We start from the raw sequence: 17,235 nt of genomic DNA on the forward strand, positions 1-17,235 counted from the left end.
TATCTTTCGCACTACCTCACCATGGGGAGTGCAGCATGTTCCTCGACGCTCGTCTTGCGCCCGCATCGGCCTTCGTGCTGCTCGTGTTGTTGCCGGCCTGCGACGGCGGACAGGACACGGACAAGGAGGCGGCGTCGCCTCCGCCCGGCGCCCGATCCCCCCTCTCTGCCAGCGGCCACGGCGCCGCCGCGATCGGCAACCGGTCCGGCGCGACACGGCAGGTGCAGCTCATCGACGGCCGCCTGACCCTGCAGGTTCACGAGCAGCCCTTGAGCACGGTCTTGGCGACGATCGCCACGCAGGCGGGTATCACGATCGAGCTCGCGCCTGACCTCGGTGCCCGGCCGATCACTGCCGACATGCGGGACCTGCCTTTGACGCAGGGGTTGTTGTGGCTGCTGCGCGACTTCGACGTGCTGCTGGCGATGCGGTCCGGTGCGTCGCTGCAGGCCGCCTGGGTCTACCCGCGCGGGCGCGGCCCGCAAGGTCCTGCCGTCGCCGTTGCGGCGGCCGTCCACGCATCCGTCGAGGCGCCCACGCAGCGTTGCGACGCGGGCTCGGCAGCGCCGGGTCTTGCGGACAAGGACGTGACCGCCGATCCGCAGCAACTCGCCCAGGACGTCCTCAGCACCGATCCCCGGGTGCGCCAGCGTGCGCTGGATCGCAGCCTGACGCAGCAGATGCCGCTGCCCCCGGCGGCCTTGCACCGCTTGGCGACCGAGGACCCCGATGCCGGCGTGCGGACCCTGGCGGTGACCGCCTTGACGCACGGCCCGCAAGCCCCGGCCGTCGCAGTGCACGCGGCCTTGCAGCGGGCCCTGCAGGACCAGGACGCGGCGCTGCGCGAACGCGCGAAAGAACTGCTGGAGCAGTTCGAGATGGCAGCCCTGCCCAACGAGGCCACTCCCCAGCCGCAGACACCGGCAGACGCCGACCCGCCCTGAGGCAGGGACCGCACGCGGCCCTGAAGCCGCGCGGCGGCGCTTCGCTCCCACCGATTGCCGAGACCTCCTGGCCGGGCCGGGGATGTCTCGCGTCCGCTCACGACGGCCCACGAGTCATCAAGCAAGGAGATGAAGGTGAAGCATGCATTGTCAGCAGTCTTGTTCGGGTCCTTGAGTTTGGTCGCGACGTCCGCCATGGCGGACGGCTGGCCGGGCAGCGTCGTCGGCAACTGGAACGTGCTCGGCAACCAATCCGCCGGCGTGCTCAGCATCACGTCGCAGGCGGCCGGCGGCCTGTGCCGGCGTATCGTCGGCACCATCTACGGCAATCCCATCGAAGGCTTCTACTGCCCCTTCAGCGGCCGGATCTCGTTCATCCGCAAGAACGGCGCGAACAACGACACCAGCCAGTCCTGGGTCGGCAACGTCTCGCAAGCGGCCGCGGTGCTGAGAATGGGGGGTACCTTTGCCGCAGTCGCGCCCGCCGGCGGCTCGCCGGGCGAGTACAACTTCCAGGCAACGAAGTAGCCGGTCTCGCCTCTGCCGGGGCACCGGCCGCGGGGCGTACCGGGCATGTCCACGGCCGCCCCCCCCGTCGGCCACCTGTCCCCGGCGGACGCGACACGGCCCCCGAAAGCCCTGCGGCCACCGGCCTCCGCCGTGCGCTGGCCGCATCGGCAAAGTGAACACACGAGGCAACAAGTTCATAGCGAAACAAACCTCTGCAGTCGGTAGCTTGGCGCCCGCCACAACATTGCAGAGGAGATACGAGTGAACCGAGCTTCCCTTCGTCGACCGATCGTCAGCCTGGCGGCTCTGCTGCTGGCCGCCTGCGGAGGCGGCGGATCGACATCCGACAACGATGCCGGCGCCGGCGCTGCGCCAGGCAACAGCGGCGCTGACGCCGGCATCGTCGCGACCGACACCGCCGGGGCGCCGAGCGCCGCCGCCGTGGCGGCGACCGACCTGGAGCCGGCCGTCGCTGCCGCGCTGCTGGCCGGGCGCGGCGAGCAGGTGCGCGCCAGCTACGGCAGCCTGCCGGCTCCGGTGGTGGAAGTTCAACGGCACTCCGCGGACGGCCGCTGGGTGTTCGGCGGCGGCTACTTCCCCGTGCCGTCCACGCTGCACGACACCAGCCCGGTCACGGCGCTGTTCATCGCCGAGCGCAGCGAGAGCGGCTGGCAGGTGGCGCTGGAGGACAGCGACCGCTTCAATGAACTGGCCGGCTCGGCACCCGAAGCGGTGATGAGCACGCCCGAGCGCCAGCTGTTCGCACAACGTGCGGAGCGTGCACGGCAACAGCGGGAAACGGCGCAGACCCTGGGTGCGCAGGGCCTTGGCCTGTCGCTGCCCTTCCAGCTGCGCGGCTCGGTGTGGGGCACCTCGGGCGTGCACGGCGACAGCGGCAGCAGCCGGCCCTACAACGCCATCGATTTCTGGGGCGGCGACGGCCGCGTGCTAGCGTCGCGCGCCGGCGTCGCCTACAAGTTCTGCACCGGATCCCGCTGGCCGTACATCAAGGTGGTGCACGACAACGGCTGGACCACCGGCTACTACCACCTGAAAAACCAGCCGGCGATCAGCAACGGCCAAGCGGTGCGTGAAGGTCAGTTCCTCGGCGTCACCGGCGTCGAGCTGCCGTGCGGCGGGTATGCCAGCGGCGACCACCTGCACTGGACCCTCTGGCGCAGCCAGGGCGGCGCCGCCGAAGCGGTGCACAACAAGACCATCGGCGGCTGGACCTGGTTCGAGGGCAGCCAGCCCTACAGCGGTTATGCCGAGCGCAACGGCACGCGCGTGTATGCCAACCAGAGCGGCCTGGTGAACTACGGGCATGACGGCGACAATACGACGGCGCCGTGCTCCGGCACCGGCTGCGTACGCTACACCGGCTCGCTGCAGGGCGCCGGGCAGGCCGCTTTCCACCCCGGCCCGCGCGGCTTCTACTTCGCGGGCGGCACGCTGAGCGCCTGGCTGGAGGGCGCCTCCGGCACCGACTTCGACCTCGTCCTGGGTCGCTACAACCCGCGCACCGGCCAGTGGGACCGCGTGGCCGCCAGCGACGGTCCGACATCGTCCGAAAGCCTGCGCTTCAACGCCGCCCCCGGCCACTACCGCTGGCGCCTCAACGATTACAGCGGCACCGGCAGCTACACGCTCTGGACAAAACGATAGGCCACCACAGCACCGCCGGGCCGCGCCTCATCCCTGCAGCAGGATCTGCCCCAGCCCGAGCAGGTACAGCAGCAGGGCCAGGCCGAGGCCACGCAGCGGGATGCGGAACCAGTAGGCCCAGGCCAGGCCGACGTAGAGCGCGAGCAACACTGCGCCCAGGCCGAGCAGGAAGGGCGATGCGGTCAGCACCTCGGGCCGCTGCAGCGCGAGGTGCGCGTACACCGCTCCGAACAAGATCGCGCCCAGGCTGTGGCTGGCGTTGAAGCCGATCCAGGCCTTCCACACCGTGGTCTCGCCGGTGAGCACCAGCGCGACTTCCTGCATGCGGCGCTTCAACGCGGCATCGCGAGGATCGAAACGCGGCCCCCGGAAGGTGAACAGCAGGTGCAGGCTGCCGAGGCCGAACACGATGGCGGCGCTGGCGAGCAGGAAATATGGGACAGCGGACACGAGGAACTCCCGACAAGGTGCTGTGTGGATGCGGAGCAGCAGCATGCGCCGGCCTCAGCCCAGCGTATTGAACGTTTCCGCCAAGGCGGGTGGCGGCCGCCACGATGTCAGGCATCACCATGCCGGAACGCCCCCCCGCCCCGCCCAGTGCCCGACGCATCGCCCCGCGGGCCTCCCTCGCCGACTGCGTGCGCGCCTACATCACGCGCGACACCACCGGCGTGTCCCCGCTGACCGAGGCGCAGCGGCTCAACCGCTACCCGGCGACCGTGCACGCCACGCTGACCTGGTTCATCGAAGGCGCCGCCGAGAGCGTGGACGCGCCGGGGAACCGGCAGGCGCGGGTGCTCTTCAGCGGTCCGCAAGACCGGCCCTACCTCACCCGCAACCCGGGCCCGGTGCGGGTGTTCATCGCGATGTTCTTCCCGCAAGCGCTGCATGCGCTCACCGGGGTCGACATGTCGCTCCAGGTGAACCGCCATGTGCCGGCGACTGCGGTGCTGGGCGGGCCCTGGCTCGACCTGACCCGACAGGTGCTGGCGGCACCGGACGACACCACCCGCATCGCGCTCGTCGAGGACTTCCTCGAACCGCGCTGGCGGGCGGCCCGCCGGGACGGGCCTGAAGGCCCTGCGACCGACTGGGCCCAGGCGCTGGACGCCTTCGCCGCAGCGGCCGGCTGGCGCAGCAGTGCCCGCACCTTGGAGCGCCGGGTGAAAGTGTGGGCCGGCCAGCCGGTGCGCAGCCTGAGGCGTCTGAGTCGCGTCGAGGAGACGTTTTTCGACCTGCGCAAGGCAGCGTCCGGCGCCCCCGCGAACTGGGCCGACATGGCGGCGCACGCCGGTTATGCCGACCAGCCGCATTTCTGCCGCGAAACCCGTCGCATCACCGGCCACAGCCCCGGGGAGCTGGCGCTGCGGGTGCTGGACGACGAGAGCTACTGGCTCTACCGGGTCTGGTCGGGGGCCAAAGCTCCGGTGGCTTGAGCCTCGCTCCGCCAGGGGCAGCCGTCGCTAAAATTCCATTCACCCCCCCTCGCCCTCCCGCCCCGGCGGCCTGCAGTACCCCGCCCCATGAACCTCTCCCTCCGACAGCTCAAGGCCTTCGTCGGCGTCGCGCAGACCTCGAGCTTCACCAAGACGGCGCAACGGCTGCACATGAGCCAGGCAGCGCTGAGCGCCATCATCCGTGAGCTGGAGACGCAGCTGCGCTGCCGGCTGTTCGATCGCACCACCCGCAGCGTCACCCTCACCGAGGCCGGGCGGGCGTTTCTGCCGACCGCCCTGCAGACGGTGGAAGCGCTGGAAAGCTCGGCCGCCACGCTGGGCGCGCTCGGCCGGGAGGAACAAAGTTCGATCCGCGTCGGCGTGACGCCGACGATCGCGGCGAGCCTGATGCCACTGGTGCTACAGCGCGCGGCCGAGGTCTCGCCGCAGATGCAGGTCGAAGTCACCGACCGGGCGCCCGAGGAACTGCACCGCCTGGTCGAGGAAGGCGATCTGGACGCGGCCTTCGGCGCCTTCTTCCGCGAGGCCTCGGGCATCGACCGCCGGCCCCTCTTCCCGACCCGGCTGATGCGCGCCAGCGCACTCGACGCCCCCGCCGCAGCCGGGGCCGACGGCAACACCGAGGTGAGCTGGGCGTCCTTCCAGGACGCCACCCTGATCTGTCTCTCCGAGGGCAACCCGATCCAGCGGCTGGTCGACCAGACCCTGGCCGCCAGCGAGGTGGTGCCGGCCCGGCGCATCCCGCTGACCCACATCGAAAGCACCATCGCGATGGCCGAGCACGGCTTCGGCGTCGCCGTGGTGCCGTCCTTCTGCGTCCGCACCGCGCAGCGCTTCCAGGTCCGGATGGAGTTGATCCGGCCGGTGGTGGAGTTTTCCTACTACTGCATCACGCGCGCCGGGCGCGGCCCGTCGGCGGCGCTCGACGCGCTGGTCGCCGCCTTCACCGAGGTGGGGGCGGCGACCCTGCAGCAAGAGCTGCCGCCCGGACGCCGCCGAAAGCGCCCGGCGTGACCGCCAGCGCGCGGGCACACCTCCGCTTCACTCGCCCTTGAGAAAGGCCTGCAGCTCGGTGGCGAAACGGACCGGCGCCTCGTGGGTCGGGTAGTGGCCCGCATTGGCGACGATCTCGAGCGTCGCATGGGGGTACCACTGCAGCCAGGTGCGCTGCATCAGCGCCGGCGTCAGGGTCGGGTCGTACTCGCCGACCCACACTTTCACCGGCAGCGGCTGGCCGGCAATGCGCTCGACAAAGCCGCTGCCCGCCGCCCACTCCCGCAGGTAGCCCGCGAACGCCTCGGGTCGAGACCGGGTCCACGACTCCTGCGCGATGCGCGCGCTCCACGCCGCACTCAGCCGGCTTCCGGTGGAGATCTCGATGATCCTGCGGCGGGTCTCCAGATCGCCCACCGCGCGCTCGAACAAGGCCAGGCGCTGCGCGTCCATGCGCGCGCCGCTGGCCGGCACCGGCGCCACCGCCGCCAGGCGCTCGATGCGCTGCGGCGCCTCGGCCAGCAGACGCTGCACCGCCATGCCGCCCATCGAGTGCCCGAGCAGACTGAAGCGCTGCCAGCCCAGGTGGTCGGCCACCGCGAGCACGTCGCCCGCCGCCTCCTCGAAGGTGTAGGCGCCGGCCCGGTCCACCGAGCGGCCGTAGCCGCGGTAGTCGACGAAAGCGACGCAGAACTCGTCGAAGTCCAGCGCCTCGGGCAGGCCGCCCCAGCCGGACGCACTGCCGAACCAGCCGGACAGTGCGATCAGCTTGCGCGGGCCGTGGCCCAGGGTGAGGTAGCCGTTCAACATGCGGGCGTCCTGCCGGGGCTCAGTCGCGCGTGAGCGTGGTGGTCTTCAGCAGCTCGCCCCAGGTGGCGGTCTCGCGCTGCAGCAGCCGGGCGTAGTCCTTGGTCGAGCTGCCCACCGGCTCGAAACCCATGCTGTGGAAGCGCTCGATCAGCGCGGGGTCATGCATGGTCTTGATGACTGAGTCGGCCAGGGTCTTGACCACCGGCGCCGGCGTGCCGGCCGGCACGTTGATGCCCACGAAGTTGACCCAGGAGTAGTTGGGATAGCCCGACTCCGCGACGGTCGGCACATCGGGCAGCAGCTTGGAGCGGTTCTTTCCGAGGTTGGCGAGCACCTTCACCTTGCCCGCCTTGACCAGGGGCGCCGCCACCGCGGCGGTGCCGAACACCATGTCGATCTGGCCGCCCAGGAGGTCGCCGACCGCCGGGCCCTCGCCCTTGTAGGGCACGTGCACCAGCTTCACACCGGTCTCGCGCTGCAGCCATTCGCCGCCCAGGTGGTGGGTGCCGCCCGCGCCGGGCGTGCCGAAGGTCAGGCCCTGGGTGCGGCTCTTGGCCAGCGCGATGAGCTCCTTGAACGTGTTGGCCGGCAAATCCTTGCGGGCCATGATGACGTTCTCCATGTTGTGCACATGGGACACCGGCATCAGGTCCTTGAGGGGATCGTAGGGCACCTTGGGATCGGACAGCGGCGTGATCGTCATCACGCCGGTCACGCAGAAGCACAAGGTGTAGCCGTCCGCCTCGGCCTTGGCGACGTAGTGGGTGCCCAGCGTGCCCGCGCCGCCGGCCCGGTTGTCCACCAGCACCGTCTGGCCCAGCGTCTTGGTGAGCTCGGTGGCGACGATGCGCGCGGCCGCGTCCATCGCGCCGCCGGGAGCGTAGGGCACCACCAGCTTGACCGGCTTGTTCGGGTAGGCCTGGGCCAAGGCGGCGGGGCTGACGGCGCCGAGGGTTGCCAGTGCGGCGAGGGCCACGGTCACGCGGCGGGTGAGGGTCGTTTTCATGCTCTAGTCTCCATGCGGTCCGCGGTAGCGGACCTTTGCTTGCGGGTCTGGCAGGCCGTCGGGTCCACGGCCGCACTTCGAGGGTCAGGCCGCCACGTGTTCGCGGCCGGTCACGGCGTCGTGGCCGTAGATCCAGTCCACCGGCAACGGCGGCGGGGCCGGCACGCGCTGGTTGTTGAGGAACTGCTGGCGCGCCTGCAGCTGCACCTTGCTGGCGCGCGGCTGGCGCTCGCGTTCATAGGCTGCCAGCGCGGCGCCGGGGTCGGCGCGGCCCTGGTCCAGATGGCGTGCGACGGCATAGCCGTCTTCGAGCGAGATCGCGGCGCCCTGCGCCAGCGTCGGCATCATCGGGTGGGCGGCGTCTCCCAGCAGCGCAATGCGGCCCTGGACCCAGTGCGGCAGCGGGTCGCGGTCGTGGATGCCCCACTTCGACGTTTCCTTGGCCTTGGCGAGGACCGCCAGCATGCCGTCGTTCCAGCCGGCATAGGCATCGAGCAGTTCGCCGACGTCGCTGCCGACGGCCCAGGACTCCTCGGCCCAGTCGCGTGAGACGCGGCCCGCGAAGATGTTCAGCAGCTGCCCGCCGCGCAGCGGGTAGAACAGCACGTGGCCGGTGGGCCCGATCCAGCCGGTGTATTCACTGCCGCTCAGCGGCACCTTCAATCGGGGCGCCACCGAAAGGAAGTCGTCCATCGGGATGATGACGCGCCAGCAGATCTGGTCGGTGAAGCGCGCGGCGCCGCTGCCGAACAGGGTGCCGCGCACGACCGAGTGGATGCCGTCGGCGCCGAGCACCACGTCGGCCTCGATCTGCCGGCCGTCGGCGAAACGCGCGACCGCGCCCTCTGCGGTGTTTTCGACGCCGATGCAGATCCTGCCGGTGCTCAACGCCGACTCCGGCAGCAGGCCCAGCAGCAGCTTGTGCAGGTCGGCCCGGTGCGCCATCAGGTAGCGTGCGCCGTAGAGCTTGGACATCTGGTGCATGAAGGGCTCGCGATAACGCTCGCTGCCGTCGTTCCAGTCGAGCGAGACGCGCTCGGTCGGCTCGGCGGCCACGGCCATGAAGGCGTCTTCCAGGCCCAGGGCCCGGATCACCTTGACCGCATTGGGCCCGACCTGCAGGCCGGCCCCCACCTCGCCCAGCTGCGCGGCACGCTCGCACACCACCACCTCGTGGCCGCGCTGGCGCAGTGCCGCGGCGGCGGCGAGCCCGCCGATGCCCGCTCCGATGACCACCACGCGCAGGGCGCGGTTCTGGTTCCGCTTCAACATCCTGTCTCCTTGTCTTCAGGCTGATCTCAGCTCGGTCCTTCCCGGGGGGTGGACGGCCTGTCGAGGTGTATTGCAAGGGATGAACGAGGTCCGCGTAAAGCGCAAATTTCAGATGGATTGACAACCAGAGTTGATCAATACGGTGAGCTCGTGAAGGGGTGCACGATTGACAGCGCAGCGCTATCAAATGATCAGATATTCGTGATTCACCTCCGGCCGGGCTTCATGTCGAATGCGTTCCCGGGTCGACCCATGAGCTGCGCGGTCGTCCCGGAACACCCAAGCAGGAGCGTGAACTTGAAAACGAAGGTGTTGATTGCCGGTGCCGGCATCGGTGGACTGACCGCGGCGCTGGCGCTGCTGAAAGAAGGTTTCGACGTCGAAGTCGTCGAGCAGGCCCGCGAACTGAAGGAGGTGGGCGCCGGGCTGCAGCTCAGCGCCAACGGCGTGCGGGCGCTCTACCGGCTGGGCCTGGAGGAGGCGCTGAGCGCCGTGGCGAGCCAGCCCCGCGGCAAGGAGATCCGCCTCTGGAACACTGGCCAGGCCTGGAAGCTGTTCGACCTGGGCGCCGAGTCTCTGCAGCAGTACGGCTACCCCTACCTGACGCTCTACCGGGCCGATCTGCACCGCGTGCTGGTCGAGGCGGTACGCAAGGAAAAGCCCGACGCGATCCGCCTCGGCACGCGCGTCGTCGACGTGCGCTACCAGGACAGCGGGGTCGCCTTGTATCTGGACGACGGCGGCACGCTGTGCGGCGACGTGCTGGTCGGCGCGGACGGCGTGCACTCGGTGGTGCGCGCCCAGCTGATCGCCACCGACCGGCCCAGCTTCTCCGGCTGCGTCGCCTGGCGCGGCGTGATTCCCGCGGCCGAGCTGCCGGCCCGGCTGCGCGAGCCGGTCGGCGTGAACTGGGTCGGCCCCGGCGCGCACGTGATCCACTATCCGCTGCGCAACGGCGAGCTGGTCAACTTCGTCGGCATCGTCGAGCGCGACGACTGGCAGGTCGAGTCCTGGACCGAGCCCGGCTCGGTGGAAGAATGCCAACGCGACTTCGCCGGCTGGCACGAGGACGTGCAGACGCTGATCCGCAGCGTCAAGACGCCCTTCAAGTGGGCCCTGATGGTGCGCGAGCCCATCCCCAACTGGACGGTGGGCCGCGTCACCTTGCTGGGCGACGCCGCCCACCCCACCCTGCCCTTCCTGGCCCAGGGCGCGGTGATGGCGATCGAGGACGCCTACGTGCTGGCGCGCTGCCTCGCCAGGCACCCGGACCGCGCGGCCGAGGCCCTGCAGCTGTACCAGCAGGCGCGGCTGGACCGCACCGCACGCATCGTGCGCGGCTCGACGGACAACGCCAGGCGTTTCCACAACCCGGCGCTGGCGCATGCCGAAGGTGCGGCCGAGTATGTCAGCCGCGAGTGGAGCGAGCCGCGGGTGCGGGAGCGCTACGGTTGGCTGTTCGAGTACAACGTGGACGCGGTGGTGGCCTGAGCGAGAAGCTCGCGCTGGACGACGACCACAGCAGCAGCGAGGTTCGGCATGGGTCGCGGGCCTGTTGCTCGATCTCGAAGATCCAGACTCGACGCCGCGCTCACACCGCTAGCCAGCCGCGAAAGCCTCTCGCCGCATAGTACGACTGCGCACCGTTGTGGTAGACGAACACCGTGCCATAGCGCCGGTCGCAGAAGAGCGCCCCTCCCTGTGAGCGAACGTCGAGTGGTGTCTGTATCCAGCTGGAAGTCCTGGTATCGAACTCACCCAGCTTCTGCAGCGCTCGGTATTGCTCTTCCGTCAACAGATCGATGCCCATCTCCGCAGCCATTTCGACGGCGCTGCCACGTGGCTTGTGCTCCTTGCGTGATTCCAGCGCTGCGCCGTCGTAGCAGACACTTCGTCGTCCCGACGGGCTCTCCGCGGCGCAATCGAAAAACGTCAAGAGCCCGGTCTCCTGGTCTCGATCAACCACGTCGGGTTCACCGCCGCTTGCCTCCATCGCATGAAGCGAGCTCAGCGCAGGAGGGTTGCTTTCGAGCCTGGCCTCCACTTCGCCCCACGTGATGCCCTTGTGTCGGTGCATGTTGGTTTCGAAGCGAGCCTTCAGTGCGCGAAGCAAGGCGCTGCGTTCCTGTGCTTTCATGGCTGTTTGGTAAAAGTCAAGGCTTTGCAGTTTGCCACCGCCAGGGCAGCAGTTTGTCGATCCGACGGTTCGGATTCGTCGACGGCCGGGTGAGCACGTCCTTGCGACAGGCCCGCGGAGCGGGCCCGTTCATCGTCGCGAAGCAGTTCATGAAGGACTTGCGCCCGGCTGGTGTGCGGGCAGTGATGTCGGGCGCGGCGGTGCTCACGATCACGCCACCTGGGGCGTGTGCGAAGACCTTTGAACAGGGGGCCCGGTGACCGGGTTGAAGGGAGGTGCGCGTGAACCATGGCGGGGTCCAGCGGCGACATTGATCCACTGGACCGCTCCGATGGTCGGAGCCGGGGGCCCATGCACCGCCATCCCTTCCTAGAATCGGCCGCGCTGTCCGTGAAGGATCGCTGCCTTGCGGCAGGCGCAGTCCCTCGCCCGGGGCAGTTTCATGAAAGTGCAGCCTCTCAAGGGAGATAGAGCGATGCAGACGCCCCCTCTGCCCACCGTCGGCCGGGACCGTCCGAGCCTTGCCACGACGCCTGTGCAGCTTCGGGCGATGCTGGGTGCTTTGACGCTCGCAGTGTCCGCCTGTGGCGGAGGCGGCGACGACGGCCGGCCAGCCCCTGCTTCCCCGGTCGACGCGCCCGCGCCCGAACGTCCGGCCGTGACGCGCCCCGGCCCCGACAACACCGGCGTGCCGGCCGGCACACGGCTGGTCGCCAGCGGGCCGCTCGAACTCACCACACCCGACCAGGTGATCGACGGCCTCGACGTCGTCGGCTGCGTCACCGTCAAGGCGCCGCGCGTCACCATCCGCCGCACGCGCATCCGTTGCGACGCCTACTACCCCGTCGAGGTGATGGACGGCGCCAGCCTGACGATCGAGGACTCGGAGATCGACGGCAGCCCGTCCGGCGGCATCGCCACCTCGGGCATCGCCTTCCGCAACTATGTCGCGCGGCGCGTCAACATCCACGGCACCGCCGACGGCATCAAGGCCGACGGCAACGTCGTGCTGGAAGACTCCTGGATCCACGACCTCTACCTGGGTCCGGACGACCACGCCGACGGCGTCCAGTCGACCGGTAGCGGTGCCGACGTCACGATTCGACGCAACTTCATCGACATCGTCGACCACGGCAAGGGGCACGGCGGCCAACCCAACAGCGTCTTCCAGATCGGCACCGAGTGGGGCTCCAACTCCAACTGGACGATCGACAGCAACTGGCTCTATGGCGGCGGCTGGGTGGTCCATGCCGACGCCGGCGCCGACGGTGATGGCAATCGGGTCGTCAACAACCGCTTCGGCCGCGGCGTCGCCGAGGGAAACGGCGACACCTACCCGGGCTACGGACCGCTGGCGCTGTACGGCCGCTGGACCACCTCCGGCAACGTCTGGGACGACAGCGGCGCTCCGGTCGAGCCGTAGTCGCCCAAAGCACGGCCGATCCTGCGTGGCGGTGAGCAGATTGAATGCACCCTGCTCTCTCCGTAGTTCAAGGGGAGGAATGCGAGGGGAAGGAACCTTCTCGTATCACTTTCGTATCACTCACGGAAACCCGGCGCCACAGCGCCCAGCCTTGAAGAGTTCACCACCGGCGCGCGAAAGAGCCATCAGAGCCGGCCGCTATCGCGAACCGGCTTTCGCGTCCAGCATGTCGATGACCTCTGCATAGGCTGCATTCTGCGATTTCGCCTGCCGAGCGCGCGCCAGATCGGCCGGAGTCCTACCCTGCGCGTCCTTTACATCCGGCCTTGCACCGTGCTCAAGCAGCAATCGAACAGCGAGCGGATTCGGCTCCGAAGCCATCACGTGCAGGGCCGTCCACTTGGCCGGCACACGCTGATCCGCTGCATTGACGTCGACGCCTGCGTCGATGAAGTGCTTCAGTAGCCGTCGCCCGTTCTCCTCCGTGGTCTGATCCACGGTGAAGAGCGCGCCAGCTACGGTGTTGAGATGAGCCACCTCTTCCCGCGTCGGGTGAAACCGGTAGAGCCCCTGCCTGCACGTCCAAGCAATTGGCGCCCGCTCGACCTCAGAGCACGCCTGCAGCATGAGAATGTCCGCGGTTCGGAGCCCTTGGACGATGTACCCGACGCCACCCACGAGCACCACCAACGCAGCCGCCCCGGCCCACTTCAGCAAAGAGCGCGTCCCCACCGTCATACCCAGAATTGCGTTTCAAGGGACGCGCCGGCCAAGTGAAAAGGCGTCATCCGAGGGGCCGAGACGTTCATCACTACGCCTTCGGCCACTGACCGGTAGTTGCGGGCGATGGCGACCCGGACCGCCTCAGCAACGCGGGGGTTCTCCAGATCTTTCGCTGTGGCGTGCTTCCACCAGTGGCGAAGGTAGCGCTTCGCCAGCTTCTTGCCCATGGAGGCGAGCCCTTTGAAACCGCTCCGGGGGTTCATGACCGTCTCGAAGAGACTCTGGACGTAGCCAAGAGCGTAAGTCGAATCGATCGCGGCAATCAGGATGGATTGCGCGAATCGTCGGGTCTCGTTGGTGACCGTCATCTCAGCGATCGACGGCTTCAACTGGGGCCAGAAGAAGGCGAGGATCTGCCTCGTTTCAACTTCATCGAAGAGCAGGTCGCCTTCCGAGATGTCCGGCGGCGACACGATCACAGCTTGTCCCATTGTTTTCCTCCCTCGACACGTATCCGTCCGGCGAGCAGGCCGGACGGCTGAGAAGTTTCGCCCGGCCGCAGCGGGCGACGTATCAGGCCGTAAAGGCGAAGACAACGGAGACAACGGGCCCAGGCCTCAAATCTTAAGTACCTGGCGCAGCTGCCATGTTGCTCCCTTTTGAAGCGGGGCAGTCTCCGAAATGGAATCGACTGCTTGGGGGTGAAACTGTGGGCAGCAAACGCCGGTGGGCCTGCGCAGCAAGCCGCGCTCAAACCGATGCCCAGGAGATATTTCATGGCATTCGCTCCGATGTAGAGGTTCACAGGAATATGAAAACGCAGTCTCGAAGTGAGTGCTCGCCTCATGACAATGTCCATGCGGCCCCGAGAGCCTGCAAGCTGTCAAACCTGCAGGACAGGAGTTGACGGCTCTTTTTGCACGTTGTTGATTGCTACCGCCGATTCAACAATGGTGTTTCCGAATTTCTAAAATGGCCACGGACCTATCTAGTAAGTCTCTCGCGCGGGAAGTTCGAATGTACGGGAGCAATCTTTCCCCCTGTCGTTAGGTACTTCAGGCGCGCCACGATCCGCCGGTTCAGCTCCGCCAGTTCGGCTTGTCGGTGTCGATCCTCATGCCGCGCAGCGTGTCAGCGCCCGGCCTGCGGCTGCCAGAGATGCGGCAGCAGCTCCTCGATGCGATGGAACGGGTGCAGGGGCAGCCGCTGCAGCACATTCTTCAGGTAGACCCACGGTTCGTGGCCGTGCAGCCGCGCCGACTGCACCAGGCTCATCAAGACGGCCGCACGGTGGCCCGCCAGCTCGCTGCCGGCGAACAGCCATGCCATGCGCCCCATCGCGCTCGGCCGACAGAATTGGCTGTTCGCCGGCAGCTTGCGCGCGGGCAAGCCGGCTGCCGCCGTCATGAGCCTCATCCACTCGGCCAAGCTCAACCGGCTCGATCCCTACGCTTACGTCCGGGATGTGCTCGAGCGCCTACCTACACAGCCGGCCAGCCGGATAGCAGAGCTGTTGCCGCATCGCTGGGCGCCCTGATCGCTCACGCTGACGATTCCCTCGACGACTTGGCTACAACTACTTGGAACCGTCTTCTGTGCCGTACCACCGGGGAAGATCCTCGGCTCCGAGCCATCCCGGCATGGACTCGTAGACCCGCATCACCGCTTCCCACGCGTCCTGAGCTTGGTCGTATCGAATGCTCAAGGTGGCTCTGTGGTTCATCGAGTCATTCTTGCCCATGCTGAACTCCTTGGCGTGTTGACCGGATGCTTACCCCTCAAGAAGTCGAAGGCGATGTGGTTCCGGCGACTGCCATGAGCGCGCTTCTTGCAGGCCTCTTGGGCGACTGGCACAGCGGAAGGGGGGAGGTCATGCTCACGCCAGCGTCTGGATGCGCGTGAGCATCACGCGCTGGTATGAGCGAGCGCCACGCCGGCGCAGCCCTCCAACGCGACGGCACTCCCATGGCTACTTCAGCCTGGGAGCCAGTCGCCCGGTGGTGATGCTCCTCACCACCATGCCGACAAGTTGCTCTGCGGGCATCTCAAGCGCGTCAGCGATGAGAAGCACGGTCTGCAAGCTGGGCATCGCCTGAGCCCGCTCGATCCGACCGATGAAGTTGAGGTGCAACCCCGTGCGCGCCGCGATGTCGCGTTGGGTGAGACCGCGCCGCTCGCGCTCGGCGCGAACGACGGCGCCAAATGCTTCGTTGCAGTCCATGAATGCCAGGCCATCAAACTGCCGGCAATTCTGCGGTTGCTTCATCGGCCGCATCTCCCCTATAGTGTTCTACACTGTAGTGTTCACGCAACTGGAGGCACTGCATGGATGCAGCTGAGACCGACGTTTCCCTCCCCGACCGCCCGAGCGCGACGGGCTTGTGTGACGATGAGCTTGCGCAGGTCCTGCAGGTTCTCGACGGTTGGACGCAACCGCGGCTTACCTGGCAGCTGCTCGCTATGACCTTGAGTGCCCAGACTGGAAGGCGCTCTCCTGTGAAGCTGTTGATGCGGAATACACGTGTCTTCCTTGCCTACGCAGTGAAGCTGTCGATGCTGGAGCAGTCGGCGCGGACCCGTTGTAAGAGCGAGGAGACGGTGCTGACGCTCGCCAAGGAACGTATCGTCCGACAGGATGCGCTGATCGCTCGGCTTGTGCTCGAAAACATGCAGCTCGCAGAACAGGTGCGTCAGCTTCAGGGGTGAACGGGCCCCAGCGGCTCGGGACGAGCGCCCTGAAAGGCGCCATCCGGTGCTGAGGACGGACCGATGTAGCGGTATGATCGCGGTCGCGAATCCGGCCCGCCCTCTCCGTAGTTCAATGGATAGAACGAGCGCCTCCTAAGCGCTAGATACAGGTTCGATTCCTGTCGGAGGGACCAGTCCTTGCTGGACACCTGGCATCGTCCCCTTGCAAGGACAGGCCATGAGCCCAACCGCCCCGCTCCCCCAGCCCCGCCCCAACCGCCTCGCCGAACTGCGCGCCCGACGGTCCGCCGTCGGGGCCCGCCGTGCCTACCACTGCCGCTGCGGCCGCCCGATCTTTTTCCGCAACAGCCTCTGCCTGGGCTGTCAGACGCCCCTTGGCTACGAACCGCAGCTCGCCGAGGTCGTGCCGCTGGAGCCCGCCGAACCGGCCGGCCTCTGGCGTGTGGTCGGCGAACACGCCGCCTCGGCACCCGCCGGCCTTTACCGGCGTTGCGGCAACTTCGAGTCGCCGGCCGGCTGCAACTGGCTGCTGCCCGCCGATGGCCCGGGGGCAGAGCCGGCACAGACGCTGTGCATCGCCTGCCGGCTCAACCGGACCATTCCCGATCTCAGCGTGCCGGAGAACGGCCCCTTGTGGGCGAGCATCGAGCTCGCCAAGCGCCGGCTGGTGTCCTCGCTGCTGGCGCTGGGCCTGCCGGTACGCTCGCGGCTCAGTGAGGATCCCGATCGGGGCCTGGCCTTCGACTTCCTGAAAGCCCTCCCCGGCGCCCCGGTGACGACCGGTCATGCCGCGGGCATCATCACCCTCAACCTGGACGAAGCCGACGACGCCAAGCGCGAGCGCATGCGGCTGCAGATGCACGAGCCCTACCGGACCCTGCTGGGCCACCTGCGGCACGAGGTCGGCCACTACTACTGGGACCGGCTGGTCGCCGGCACCCCTTGGCACGAGCCCTTCCGCTCACTGTTCGGCGACGAGCGCGAGGACTACCAGGCGGCCCTGGACCGGCACTATCGCCAGGGCGCGGCGGGGGACTGGCCGCTGCGCCATGTGAGCGCCTACGCGAGCATGCACCCGTGGGAGGACTGGGCCGAGACCTGGGCCCACTACCTGCACATGGTCGACACGCTCGACACCTCGCTCAGCCTGGGCCTGACTTCCGACCTGCTGGAGATCGAATGGGAGCCCTTCGGTCCGGAAGCGCTCTATCGCAGCGAGGAGCCCGGGGCCGTGGAGTTCCTGTCCTTCGTCAATGGGTGGATAGAGCTGACCGGCGTGCTCAACGAGCTGACGCGCAGCATGGGGGAACGCGACTTCTATCCCTTCGTGCTGTCCGCGGTGGCCGTGCGCAAGCTGCACTTCGTGCATCTGGTGGTCGCGCAGGCGCCGCAGAGAGCCGCCCGCTGAGCGGCTGCGACGACGGAAAAAAAGGCCGGCGAAGCGCCGGCCTTTTTTATCGGGTCTTGGCACCGCCCCGCGGCGGCACCGTGCTCAGGCGGTGGCGGTCTCGCTCAGGCATTGAGCGACAGCGGCAGCCACATCGGCCTTCTTCGGCTCACGGAAGCAATAGGCAGCATCGGCCTTC

The 17,235-nt window shown here is 68.2% G+C and carries 20 protein-coding genes, 1 tRNA gene and 1 pseudogene; 11 read left to right on the top strand and 11 right to left on the bottom strand.

Features of this window, described 5'->3' with window-relative positions:
• Positions 1-35: 35 nt before the first annotated feature.
• The 3 genes from OOT46_RS13275 to OOT46_RS13285 all read left to right on the top strand — a co-directional run bounded on the left by OOT46_RS13275 (position 36) and on the right by OOT46_RS13285 (position 3,119).
• Positions 36-944, top strand: coding sequence for a hypothetical protein (locus tag OOT46_RS13275; protein ID WP_265404085.1), 909 nt, complete (start codon positions 36-38; stop codon positions 942-944).
• A 135-nt stretch (positions 945-1,079) separates the two neighbouring features.
• Positions 1,080-1,472 carry a hypothetical protein gene (locus OOT46_RS13280; RefSeq protein ID WP_265404086.1) on the top strand — a complete coding sequence of 131 codons (393 nt, stop codon included), beginning with the start codon at positions 1,080-1,082 and terminating at the stop codon, positions 1,470-1,472.
• Positions 1,473-1,715: 243 nt separating this feature from the next.
• Positions 1,716-3,119 (top strand): M23 family metallopeptidase, encoded by a 1,404-nt coding sequence (locus OOT46_RS13285; RefSeq protein ID WP_265404087.1) that lies wholly within the window; start codon positions 1,716-1,718, stop codon positions 3,117-3,119.
• Positions 3,120-3,146: 27 nt separating this feature from the next.
• Here the strand turns inward: OOT46_RS13285 and OOT46_RS13290 are convergent, their stop codons facing one another.
• Positions 3,147-3,569: an LIC_13387 family protein gene (locus OOT46_RS13290; protein WP_265404088.1), complete on the bottom strand. Its 423-nt coding sequence runs from the start codon at positions 3,567-3,569 to the stop codon at positions 3,147-3,149.
• A gap of 119 nt (positions 3,570-3,688) precedes the next feature.
• On the opposite strand from OOT46_RS13290, the gene OOT46_RS13295 reads away from it, so the two are divergent.
• Both OOT46_RS13295 and OOT46_RS13300 read left to right on the top strand, forming a co-directional pair.
• The gene (locus OOT46_RS13295) at positions 3,689-4,555 is read left to right on the top strand and encodes a helix-turn-helix domain-containing protein (RefSeq protein WP_265404089.1); all 867 of its coding nucleotides are present in this window, start codon (positions 3,689-3,691) and stop codon (positions 4,553-4,555) included.
• A gap of 87 nt (positions 4,556-4,642) precedes the next feature.
• Positions 4,643-5,590, top strand: coding sequence for a LysR family transcriptional regulator (locus OOT46_RS13300; protein ID WP_265404090.1), 948 nt, complete (start codon positions 4,643-4,645; stop codon positions 5,588-5,590).
• 27 nt (positions 5,591-5,617) lie between these two features.
• Here OOT46_RS13300 and OOT46_RS13305 read toward each other — a convergent pair whose 3' ends face one another.
• The 3 genes from OOT46_RS13305 to OOT46_RS13315 form a co-directional block, all read right to left on the bottom strand.
• Complete coding sequence (locus OOT46_RS13305) at positions 5,618-6,379, bottom strand: alpha/beta fold hydrolase (RefSeq protein ID WP_265404091.1); 762 nt, start codon at positions 6,377-6,379, stop codon at positions 5,618-5,620.
• 19 nt (positions 6,380-6,398) lie between these two features.
• Positions 6,399-7,385, bottom strand: a complete 987-nt coding sequence (locus tag OOT46_RS13310; RefSeq protein WP_265404092.1) for a Bug family tripartite tricarboxylate transporter substrate binding protein — start codon at positions 7,383-7,385, stop codon at positions 6,399-6,401.
• A gap of 84 nt (positions 7,386-7,469) precedes the next feature.
• Positions 7,470-8,657 (bottom strand): FAD-dependent monooxygenase, encoded by a 1,188-nt coding sequence (locus OOT46_RS13315; protein WP_265404093.1) that lies wholly within the window; start codon positions 8,655-8,657, stop codon positions 7,470-7,472.
• 252 nt (positions 8,658-8,909) lie between these two features.
• Here OOT46_RS13315 and OOT46_RS13320 point away from each other — a divergent pair, with 252 nt between their 5' ends.
• Positions 8,910-10,148 (top strand): FAD-dependent monooxygenase, encoded by a 1,239-nt coding sequence (locus OOT46_RS13320; protein WP_416136187.1) that lies wholly within the window; start codon positions 8,910-8,912, stop codon positions 10,146-10,148.
• A gap of 100 nt (positions 10,149-10,248) precedes the next feature.
• Here OOT46_RS13320 and OOT46_RS13325 read toward each other — a convergent pair whose 3' ends face one another.
• Positions 10,249-10,794, bottom strand: a complete 546-nt coding sequence (locus OOT46_RS13325; protein ID WP_265404095.1) for a DUF4256 domain-containing protein — start codon at positions 10,792-10,794, stop codon at positions 10,249-10,251.
• A gap of 16 nt (positions 10,795-10,810) precedes the next feature.
• Positions 10,811-11,002 (bottom strand): hypothetical protein, encoded by a 192-nt coding sequence (locus tag OOT46_RS13330; RefSeq protein ID WP_265404096.1) that lies wholly within the window; start codon positions 11,000-11,002, stop codon positions 10,811-10,813.
• 267 nt (positions 11,003-11,269) lie between these two features.
• Between OOT46_RS13330 and OOT46_RS13335 the strand changes: the two genes are divergently transcribed.
• Complete coding sequence (locus OOT46_RS13335; protein ID WP_265404097.1) at positions 11,270-12,217, top strand: right-handed parallel beta-helix repeat-containing protein; 948 nt, start codon at positions 11,270-11,272, stop codon at positions 12,215-12,217.
• A gap of 198 nt (positions 12,218-12,415) precedes the next feature.
• Here the strand turns inward: OOT46_RS13335 and OOT46_RS13340 are convergent, their stop codons facing one another.
• The 3 genes from OOT46_RS13340 to OOT46_RS13350 form a co-directional block, all read right to left on the bottom strand.
• Positions 12,416-12,934, bottom strand: coding sequence for an ankyrin repeat domain-containing protein (locus OOT46_RS13340; RefSeq protein WP_265404098.1), 519 nt, complete (start codon positions 12,932-12,934; stop codon positions 12,416-12,418).
• 17 nt (positions 12,935-12,951) lie between these two features.
• Positions 12,952-13,431, bottom strand: a complete 480-nt coding sequence (locus OOT46_RS13345) for a hypothetical protein (RefSeq protein ID WP_265404099.1) — start codon at positions 13,429-13,431, stop codon at positions 12,952-12,954.
• Positions 13,432-14,071: 640 nt separating this feature from the next.
• On the bottom strand, positions 14,072-14,260 hold the full coding sequence (locus OOT46_RS13350; protein WP_416136191.1) for a transposase domain-containing protein: 189 nt from the start codon (positions 14,258-14,260) through the stop codon (positions 14,072-14,074).
• A 7-nt stretch (positions 14,261-14,267) separates the two neighbouring features.
• On the opposite strand from OOT46_RS13350, the pseudogene OOT46_RS13355 reads away from it, so the two are divergent.
• Positions 14,268-14,477, top strand: a pseudogene (locus OOT46_RS13355) (transposase domain-containing protein); the annotation flags it as partial.
• A gap of 39 nt (positions 14,478-14,516) precedes the next feature.
• Here the strand turns inward: OOT46_RS13355 and OOT46_RS13360 are convergent.
• Both OOT46_RS13360 and OOT46_RS13365 read right to left on the bottom strand, forming a co-directional pair.
• Positions 14,517-14,681 (bottom strand): hypothetical protein, encoded by a 165-nt coding sequence (locus OOT46_RS13360; RefSeq protein ID WP_265404100.1) that lies wholly within the window; start codon positions 14,679-14,681, stop codon positions 14,517-14,519.
• 228 nt (positions 14,682-14,909) lie between these two features.
• The gene (locus OOT46_RS13365; protein ID WP_265404101.1) at positions 14,910-15,206 is read right to left on the bottom strand and encodes a helix-turn-helix domain-containing protein; all 297 of its coding nucleotides are present in this window, start codon (positions 15,204-15,206) and stop codon (positions 14,910-14,912) included.
• 59 nt (positions 15,207-15,265) lie between these two features.
• On the opposite strand from OOT46_RS13365, the gene OOT46_RS13370 reads away from it, so the two are divergent.
• From OOT46_RS13370 to OOT46_RS13380, 3 genes are all read left to right on the top strand, one after another.
• On the top strand, positions 15,266-15,646 hold the full coding sequence (locus OOT46_RS13370) for a hypothetical protein (protein ID WP_265404102.1): 381 nt from the start codon (positions 15,266-15,268) through the stop codon (positions 15,644-15,646).
• A gap of 101 nt (positions 15,647-15,747) precedes the next feature.
• Positions 15,748-15,822, top strand: a tRNA-Arg gene (locus tag OOT46_RS13375).
• 44 nt (positions 15,823-15,866) lie between these two features.
• Positions 15,867-17,057, top strand: a complete 1,191-nt coding sequence (locus OOT46_RS13380; RefSeq protein WP_265404103.1) for a zinc-binding metallopeptidase family protein — start codon at positions 15,867-15,869, stop codon at positions 17,055-17,057.
• Positions 17,058-17,235: the final 178 nt, after the last annotated feature.

This window comes from Aquabacterium sp. A7-Y (assembly GCF_026153205.1).
In the GTDB taxonomy this organism is placed as follows: Bacteria; Pseudomonadota; Gammaproteobacteria; order Burkholderiales; family Burkholderiaceae_C; genus Caldimonas.